Annotated in this window: 8 protein-coding genes and 12 tRNA genes; 7 read left to right on the top strand and 13 right to left on the bottom strand. The window is 68.3% G+C overall.

Translation table 11 applies throughout. The annotated features are described in order from the left end of the window. From AB0M20_RS18865 to AB0M20_RS18875, 3 genes are all read left to right on the top strand, one after another. On the top strand, positions 1-309 hold a 309-nt coding region (locus AB0M20_RS18865), incomplete at its 5' end, for a DapH/DapD/GlmU-related protein (protein ID WP_364299745.1). A 101-nt stretch (positions 310-410) separates the two neighbouring features. After that, positions 411-1262 (top strand): alpha/beta hydrolase, encoded by an 852-nt coding sequence (locus AB0M20_RS18870; RefSeq protein ID WP_364299747.1) that lies wholly within the window; start codon positions 411-413, stop codon positions 1260-1262. Positions 1263-1372: 110 nt separating this feature from the next. Beyond that, entirely contained in the window at positions 1373-2827 is a 1455-nt protein-coding gene (locus AB0M20_RS18875; RefSeq protein WP_364299749.1) for an alpha/beta fold hydrolase, read from the top strand. 48 nt (positions 2828-2875) lie between these two features. On the opposite strand, the gene AB0M20_RS18880 is transcribed toward AB0M20_RS18875, so the two are convergent. Continuing rightward, positions 2876-3232: a hypothetical protein gene (locus tag AB0M20_RS18880; protein WP_364299759.1), complete on the bottom strand. Its 357-nt coding sequence runs from the start codon at positions 3230-3232 to the stop codon at positions 2876-2878. 164 nt (positions 3233-3396) lie between these two features. Here AB0M20_RS18880 and AB0M20_RS18885 point away from each other — a divergent pair, with 164 nt between their 5' ends. From AB0M20_RS18885 to AB0M20_RS18900, 4 genes are read left to right on the top strand one after another with little or no spacing between them, the layout of a single operon-like run. Continuing rightward, positions 3397-3915, top strand: coding sequence for a YbaB/EbfC family nucleoid-associated protein (locus AB0M20_RS18885; protein WP_364299751.1), 519 nt, complete (start codon positions 3397-3399; stop codon positions 3913-3915). Next, positions 3912-4241, top strand: coding sequence for a type VII secretion target (locus AB0M20_RS18890; RefSeq protein ID WP_364299753.1), 330 nt, complete (start codon positions 3912-3914; stop codon positions 4239-4241). The genes AB0M20_RS18885 and AB0M20_RS18890 overlap by 4 nt, the downstream gene beginning before the upstream one ends. Continuing rightward, on the top strand, positions 4238-5491 hold the full coding sequence (locus AB0M20_RS18895; RefSeq protein ID WP_364299755.1) for a hypothetical protein: 1254 nt from the start codon (positions 4238-4240) through the stop codon (positions 5489-5491). The genes AB0M20_RS18890 and AB0M20_RS18895 overlap by 4 nt, the downstream gene beginning before the upstream one ends. Before the next feature lie 2 nt (positions 5492-5493). Further along, positions 5494-5796 carry a hypothetical protein gene (locus AB0M20_RS18900; protein ID WP_364299757.1) on the top strand — a complete coding sequence of 101 codons (303 nt, stop codon included), beginning with the start codon at positions 5494-5496 and terminating at the stop codon, positions 5794-5796. A 54-nt stretch (positions 5797-5850) separates the two neighbouring features. On the opposite strand, the gene AB0M20_RS18905 is transcribed toward AB0M20_RS18900, so the two are convergent. From AB0M20_RS18905 to AB0M20_RS18960, 12 genes are all read right to left on the bottom strand, one after another. Further along, positions 5851-5925, bottom strand: a tRNA-Cys gene (locus AB0M20_RS18905). Positions 5926-5935: 10 nt separating this feature from the next. Continuing rightward, positions 5936-6008: transfer RNA gene (locus AB0M20_RS18910), tRNA-Arg, on the bottom strand. Between the two features lie 3 nt (positions 6009-6011). Continuing rightward, positions 6012-6086: transfer RNA gene (locus AB0M20_RS18915), tRNA-His, on the bottom strand. A gap of 13 nt (positions 6087-6099) precedes the next feature. Continuing rightward, positions 6100-6172: transfer RNA gene (locus AB0M20_RS18920), tRNA-Val, on the bottom strand. Between the two features lie 3 nt (positions 6173-6175). After that, positions 6176-6265 (bottom strand) — tRNA-Ser (locus AB0M20_RS18925). Between the two features lie 20 nt (positions 6266-6285). Next, positions 6286-6360, bottom strand: a tRNA-Pro gene (locus AB0M20_RS18930). A 4-nt stretch (positions 6361-6364) separates the two neighbouring features. Next, positions 6365-6438: transfer RNA gene (locus AB0M20_RS18935), tRNA-Arg, on the bottom strand. 4 nt (positions 6439-6442) lie between these two features. Further along, positions 6443-6529: transfer RNA gene (locus AB0M20_RS18940), tRNA-Ser, on the bottom strand. Between the two features lie 13 nt (positions 6530-6542). Next, positions 6543-6614: transfer RNA gene (locus AB0M20_RS18945), tRNA-Gln, on the bottom strand. Between the two features lie 47 nt (positions 6615-6661). Then, positions 6662-6732: transfer RNA gene (locus AB0M20_RS18950), tRNA-Gly, on the bottom strand. A 4-nt stretch (positions 6733-6736) separates the two neighbouring features. Then, positions 6737-6810 (bottom strand) — tRNA-Glu (locus tag AB0M20_RS18955). Between the two features lie 48 nt (positions 6811-6858). After that, a tRNA-Trp gene (locus AB0M20_RS18960) sits at positions 6859-6930 on the bottom strand. Positions 6931-7254 lie beyond the last annotated feature (324 nt).

Genomic DNA, 7254 nt, shown 5'->3' on the forward strand with positions numbered 1-7254 from the left:
GACGGCCGGCTGAAGACCGGCGACGACTGGACCGCGGTCGGCGTGGTGGTCGGCGAGGGCGCGGCGATCGGCGCCCGGGCGGTCTGCGTGGCCCCGGTGACGGTGGGGCGTTGGGCGCTGGTCGCGGCGGGCGCGGTGGTCACGAAGGACGTGCCCGATCACGCCCTGGTGGTGGGCGTCCCGGCCCGGCGCATCGGCTGGGTGGGTAGAGCGGGCCGCCCGCTGGAGCCGAAGGGCGACGGCACCTGGGTGTGCCCGGAGACGGGCGAGGCATACATCGAGAAGGACGGCACCCTGACAGAAGGCTGACGACGTCAGTGGTCCGGCCTGTCCCGTCGTCCACATTGGCTGCCCGCTTGCCGAGGGTGGCACCCGCACACCGAACCAGCTGAGGGCATAGTGTCGACGGCATGACGCACACTCTCGCCGTGCCCGGAGCCGAGATCGTCTACGACGTGCGCGGGCCGCTGGACCAGCCGATCCTGATGATGATCGGCCAGCCGATGACGGCCGACGGCTTCGAAGCACTGGCCTCGTACTTCACCGACCGCACGGTCGTCACTCCCGACCCGCGCGGGCTCGGGCGGAGCAAGCGCACGGACGGCCGGTCGGACAACACGCCGCAGCAGCAGGCGGCCGACCTGCACCTGCTGATCCAGGAGCTGGGCGGCGGGCCGGTCGACCTGTTCGCCAGCAGCGGCGGCGCGGTGACCGCGCTCGAGCTGGTCACGACCCATCCGGACGACGTGGCCACGCTGGTGGCGCATGAGCCGCCGATCAACTCGGTCCTGCCGGACGCCGAGGCCGCGGACCGGGGCCGGGCGGCGTTCAACGAGGCGTACGAGACGAAGGGCTGGGGCGCGGGCATGGCCGCGTTCATGGCGATGACGATGTGGCAGGGCGAGTACACCGACGAGTACTTCGCCCAGCCCGCGCCCGACCCGGCGGCGTTCGGCATGCCGACCGAGGACGACGGCAGGCGCGACGACCCGCTGCTGTCGAAGAACTCGTGGGCGGTCACGTCGTACCAGCCGGACGTGGCGGCCCTGAAGGCGGCGCCGACCCGGATCGTCATCGCGGTGGCCGAGGAGACGGCCGGCACGTACACGTCGCGAACCTCGTACGCGATGGCGGCGCTTCTCGGCCAGGAGCCGACGGTCTTCCCGAGCCACCACGGCGGTTTCCTGGACGACCGGTTCGGCTACGCGGGCAAGCCGGCGGAGTTCTCGGCAAAGCTGCGCGAGGTGCTCTCCGCCGGCTGAGGGTGGGCGTGCCGCCGCACGCCCGGCGTGTCCGCACACCAGAAACCCGAACCCCCGCCGACCGGCCCACCGGTTGGATGGCGCTGCCGCACCTCGACAGGGTGAGCAGCATGACACGTCGAAAGCTCACCATCGCCGCTCTCACCGTCGTCGGTGTCGTCGCCGCGACCGGTGTCGCCGCCAGCGCGGCGCCCGCCTTCCACGTCTCCTGGGCGCCGTGTGAAGGAGCGCCCACCACCGACTGCGGCACCATGACGGTGCCCTTGGACTGGGCCCATCCCCGGGGACCGACGATCAAGATCGCCGTAGCTCGGCACGCCGCGGAGGACCCCGCGCGCCGGATCGGCACCCTGTTCTTCAACCCCGGCGGTCCCAGCGACAGCGAGACCGACTACGTCCGGGCGGCCGAGGAGCTCTTCCCTGCCGAGATCCGGCAGCGCTTCGACATCGTCGGGGTGGATCCGCGCGGCTTCGGTGCCAACGAGCCGATCCGCTGCGGGCTACCGGCCCTCACCGCGGACGGCACCCTCTGGCCGCGCACCGAGGCGCAGTTCAACAAGCTCGTTCGGTACAACCGCGCGCTCGCGCAGAGCTGCCTCGAAGTCTCCGGGGAGCGGTTCAAGCACATGGACACCATCTCGGTGGTGCGCGATCACGAGGCGATGCGGCGTGCGCTGGGCGTGCGGCAGGTCAGCTGGCTCGGCCTCTCGTACGGCACGCAGCTCGCCGCGAACTATGCCGAGCTCTTCCCCGGGCGTACCCGTGCCATGGTTCTTGACGCCGCGCTCGAGCACAGCCTGCCCGAGGTGCATCAGGTGGCCGGCGAGGCGGCCGCGGCGGAGGACGCGTTGCACCGGTTCGCCGACTGGTGTCAGACCAACACCACCTGCCTGCTGCGCGGTCAGGACGTTCTCACGGTGTTCGACCGGCTGGTCGCCGGGGCCGACAAGCGGCCGATCCCGGTCGAGGGCGCGCTGCGTGCGGTGACCGGTGAGGACATTCGGATGGGTACGAAGGGCGTGCTGCGTCTCAAGTACGCGTCCATCTTCGGCGACGAACTGTCCTGGGCTGCCCTGTCCAAGGCGCTGCACGACGCCATCGCCGGCAACGCGTCGGGTTTCGCCACCCCGGCGAACATTCCGCAGGAACGGATCTGGACCGTGCTGGCCAACGCCTGCATGGACTACGTACCCCAGGTCCACACCTGGGGTGAGATGCAGCAGCGTCTCGAGCTCGGCAAGCAGATCGCGCCGCACATGCAGGGCGCCTCGGAGACCTGGCAGGCGTTGTACTGCATCGGCTGGCCGCTCAAGGCGAAGAACCCGCCGCACGCCCTGAACGTGACCGGCACCCCGGCGCTCGTCGTGCAGGCGGAACACGACGCCTCCCTGCACTACTCGTGGGCACACGGCCTGGCCGCTCAGGTCGAGGGCAGCGCGTTCCTGACCCGCAAGGGCGACGGCCACACATCCTGGTGGACGTCGACGTGCGCCCGCGCGGCGATGGTGGCGCACCTGACCCGGCCCAGCGCAACACCGGCGAACGGGACGTGTGACGAGCAATGACCACCGACGTCTGTGGGTGACGGACAGCTTGACAGCGGGCCGGCTCGGTCATGTCGACTTGAGCCGGTCCGCTTCGGCGCGGGCGTCGGCCACGATCCGCGCGGCGGTGGCCTCGGCCTCGGCGATGTGGTCGGCGGCCTGCTCCTCGGCGAGTCTGAGCACATGCTCCACCCGCGACCCGAGATGCCTGGCCAACGGCGCGGGACCCGAATCACCCGCGGCCGGGGTGCGGGTCGCGGTCGCGTCGCCGACGAGGTCACCGCCCCGCCGCCGGGCGCCGACCCCGAGCAGAACCGCACCCAGCCCGAGGGCGACGATGGCCGGCACCATCACCGGCCGCCCGCCGAGCACGCCGGCCACCGCGCCACCACCGACACCCAGCAGGAGCGCACCCCACACCTTCATGGTGGCAGGCTACTGGCGCACCGGGCGACGCCGCTGACCCGCACCACCGGCGACTGCCGGGATCGGCCTTGCGCACGGTCACGCTACGCAGACACAACCACGTCGGCGTCATGCGGGATCCTGAACTCGCGACCAGGATGGATTCGCCATCAGGAAGGTCGACGATGGCCGCCTTGATCGCCTGGACGCGGGCTGATCCACCGGTGGGAAGCCACGCGAAGTGTCAGCAACAAGCTCTGAACAAGCAGCGCGTAGTCGGTACTCTGCTTACGGTCATCGATGAGAGCGGAGTTGCCATGAACAACATCGATGCCGCCGAGGAGTGGCTCGACTCGTGGGTAGCAAAGGCGAACACGCAGGCTGAGCGTAGCGTCGCGCTATCTCGCCGGGTGGCCGCGCTGACCGGCACGGCGGAGAGCAACGACGGCGCTGTCCGAGTGACCGTCGGGTCGGCCGGCCAGGTAGAGAACATCGAACTGACCGACCGCATCAGCGGGCGACCCGGCCGTGACATCGCCGCCGAGATCATGACCGTGATGAGGTCGGCGCAGACAGCCCTTGCAAAGCGGGTTACCGAGCAGGTACGCGCGACGGTCGGCGAAGACACCGAGACCGGGCGGGCCGTCATCAACTCATTCGATACTCGATTCGCCGCTACGCGCGATCGTGAGGGCGACCGGTGACCGCAGGCTTCCAGATCTCCAGTGATGCCGTGGTGCGGCACGCCGCTGCCCTGGACGAGGCCGCCGAGGGGATGCAGACGGCCCGCAGCGCCGTCCGCGAGGTCACCATGGACAGCCTGGCGTACGGGCAACTCTGCCAATTTCTACCGGCGCTTCTCAGTCCACTGTTCATGGAAGCGTCAGAGGCCCTCGGGGATGCGGTCGAAGCGCTGACCGAGTCCGCCCTTAAGCTGCGGGCTACCGCTTCGTCGATGAATGCCACCGACGCGAGCGGGGCCGCCCGGGTCAACAACGCCGGCGGCCCTGACCTCGAGCTTCCGCTGTGAGCACCAACCCACTGGTCGGGGAGGCGCAGAGCTCGACCACCTGGTACACCGGGCTCGGCTTGGTCGAGGACGCCGCGCAGATCAGCGGCGGCATCCACGACAACAGCTGGGTGGACGCCACGCTTGGCGGTGTGGGCGGCGCGCTCGACGTCCTCGGCATGGCACTCGATCCGCTCGGGTCGCTGGTGGCGTGGGGCGTCGGCTGGCTGATGGAGCATGTCAAACCGTTGAAGGAGGCACTGGACTGGCTTGCCGGCAATCCCGACGAGATCGCCGCGCATGCCGCCACCTGGCGCAACGTCTCGGCCGCGGTGTCTCGGAGTCAGGTGCAGTTCGCAAGCGACATCCGACTCCAGACCGCCGAGTGGCTGGGCGCGTCAGGCGACGCCTACCGCAACCATTCCGCCCAGCATCTCGACGCCATGGGTGGCATTGCCACGGCGGCCAATGCCATCTCGTACGCGGTCGAGGGCGCCGGCCTGCTGGTAGGGCTTGTCCGTGGCATCGTCCGCGACCTGATCTCGCAGTTCGTGGCGACGCTGGCGGCCCGATTGCCGCAATGGCTGGCCGAGGCCGGGCTCACCCTGGGCATCGCCACGCCGGTCGTCATCGGGCAAGTGGCAAGTTTGGCGGCTAAATGGGTGAACCGAATTCAGGAGTTCGTCCGCGCCCTCTTGAACAGCTTGCGCCGCCTCAACGGCAAGATTGACGATCTGACCCGAGTGATCGATGACATCAAGGACGCGCTGCGAAAGCTGAGCCGAGCCGATGCGCCGGGGTCAGAAGCCGGTGTCCGTCAGACCGGCGGCGAATTGCGGCGTCCACGAGGCGACATCGACTTTGAAGAACAGTGGGCTGACGACGCCTACGAGGCGTTCCGGGCTAGCGACGAGGAGGTTCCGGCCATCGCGGCAACGGCACAGGCACACGGCTTCACCCCGGATGACATCGCAAAGATCAAGAACCACGTGTTTCGCGAAGAACATAATCTCGATCTCTACGGTGACAACATCGTGGGACGCTTCGACGCCAATCCGCGCATGGCCGAGGCCTGGCAGCGGCTCGCTGAGGGCAATCCGCATCCTGCCGATATCGATCTGCTGAAGCACGAGCGATTCGAAGCCGAATACATGGCCCGCACGGGTAGCCGGAGCTATGGACGCTCGCACACCGCAACGAATGACGCGGGCTTCACGTGGGATCCTGAGGCCGCAGCCAGGGACGGCTTCGGTTACCAGCGAAGGGACTGACCATGACCGCCTCGATCGGCATCTGGGCAAAGGGGGAGACAACCGGTGAGCAGGTGCTCTACCGGTGGGAGGCCGACCAGCAGACCGGTTTCGTGATCCTGGAGGTGGCGACCCGAAAGGTCTGGCCGGCCGACGCCGACGGTCATCCGCTCGGAAACCTGGTGTTCGATCCTGATGCGGGTGATCCGTCGGGCACCGCGGAAGGGGTTGACCATCGGTTGTTCAACCAGGTGGTCGTTGCTCTGATGCGGGCGGTCCGTCGGGCCGGGGCGGCACCGGCGACCGCCCACGCCTACTACTACTAGCGAGACACTCGGGAGTGTTTGCTACGGGTGAACGGCGTCGCCGGTACGGCTCAGAAGCCTCGCCCGGAGTTGAACCGGAATGACACCCGTTTTGCAGACGGGGCGCTCCGCCCGGAACGCCACGAGGCCGTGTTCTTTGAGCCCTCGGCCGGGGTCGAACCGGCGACCTCCAGATTCGGAATCTGGCGCTCTCTCCGCTGAGCTACGAAGGCGAAGGGTGATCGCGGGGAGTCGAACCCACGTCTTCCAGAACCACACTCTGGCGTGCACACCGGTACACCACGATCACCATGTGACGAGCCGTGCCCGCACCAGGGCTTGAACCTGGGACAACCGGTGTGTGGGACCGGTGCTCTTCCAGCTGAGCTATACGGGCTTGCGGAGGAGGGCGGGGTCGAACCGCCACGGGCTTTCACACCCCAACCGTTTTCGAGACGGTGGCCGGCGCCGGCTGTCGGCTGGCTCCTCCAATGATGCGAGACGAGTACGTCGGGCCGGCCGGATTCGAACCGGCGTCCTCTCGGACCCAAACCGAGCGCGCTGACCAAGCTGCGCCACGACCCGTACGCGTTCCCAGCAGGATTCGAACCTGCGACCTCGACGTTCGTAGCGTCGCGCGCTGTCCAGCTGCGCCATGGGAACAAAGCGGAGGGTGCAGGGATCGAACCTGCGCAGGACCGCAACCCTGTCGACGGCGTAGCAAGCCGCAGCCTTACCTCTCGGCCAACCCTCCAAAGTGCACCGCGCTGCGAGCAGAGGACTCGAACCCCGATCTCCCGGTTCAGAGCCGGGTGTGCTGCCGATTGCACCAGCTCGCAAAATCCGGGCCGGCGGCGGCCACGAAATGCCCGCAGGCCCCGGGAAGAGTGGCTACGGGGAGTCGAACCCCGGTATCCGCCGTGGCGAGGCGGCGCACTTCCGTTGTGCTACAGCCACGTCGTCGTCCGTCCGGGGGTCGAACCCGGTCTTCCGGATTGAGAGTCCGGTGGTCTGCCCACCTCAGCCTCACGGACGATTTACTGTCACCATTGTTGAGTTCTCAAATGACCATTCTTGGGTACGCACGGGCAGCAGGAATCGAACCTGCAACCGACGGTTTTGGAAACCGGCGCTCTACCGTTGAGCTACGCCCGCAGGACAATTACGGAGCACGAAAAAGCCGCCCGGTCCTCGGCTCGAGGTGGGCGGCGCAGACACAGTTCCTCCTGCGCTACCCGGCCCAACGCTCCTGCTCACGACTGCTTTCGTGACCTCGGGGGCGCGGCTCGACCGACACGACGGGCATGGTGACACCAGACCACGTCGCCCACGATTGGGCGGTTGCGCAAACGGACTGCAGCGTCATGACGGTCACTCCCCTCGCGGATTCTCGGTGCCTTGCCGGATTCAAGAATGGACGACGACGCCGCCGCCGTCAATGCCAATTAAAAAATCGCCGGCCGCCGTGCATCACGGCGG

The sequence above is a fragment of the Actinoplanes sp. NPDC051633 genome, assembly GCF_040681735.1.
Classification (GTDB): domain Bacteria; phylum Actinomycetota; class Actinomycetes; order Mycobacteriales; family Micromonosporaceae; genus Actinoplanes.

Coding starts and splice junctions, on each gene's coding strand:
- AB0M20_RS18875 (WP_364299749.1), top strand. CDS start 1,373: ATGACACGTCGAAAGCTCACCATCGCCGCTCTCACCGTCGTCGGTGTC.
- AB0M20_RS18880 (WP_364299759.1), bottom strand. CDS start 3,232: ATGAAGGTGTGGGGTGCGCTCCTGCTGGGTGTCGGTGGTGGCGCGGTG.
- AB0M20_RS18900 (WP_364299757.1), top strand. CDS start 5,494: ATGACCGCCTCGATCGGCATCTGGGCAAAGGGGGAGACAACCGGTGAG.
- AB0M20_RS18870 (WP_364299747.1), top strand. CDS start 411: ATGACGCACACTCTCGCCGTGCCCGGAGCCGAGATCGTCTACGACGTG.
- AB0M20_RS18885 (WP_364299751.1), top strand. CDS start 3,397: ATGGCCGCCTTGATCGCCTGGACGCGGGCTGATCCACCGGTGGGAAGC.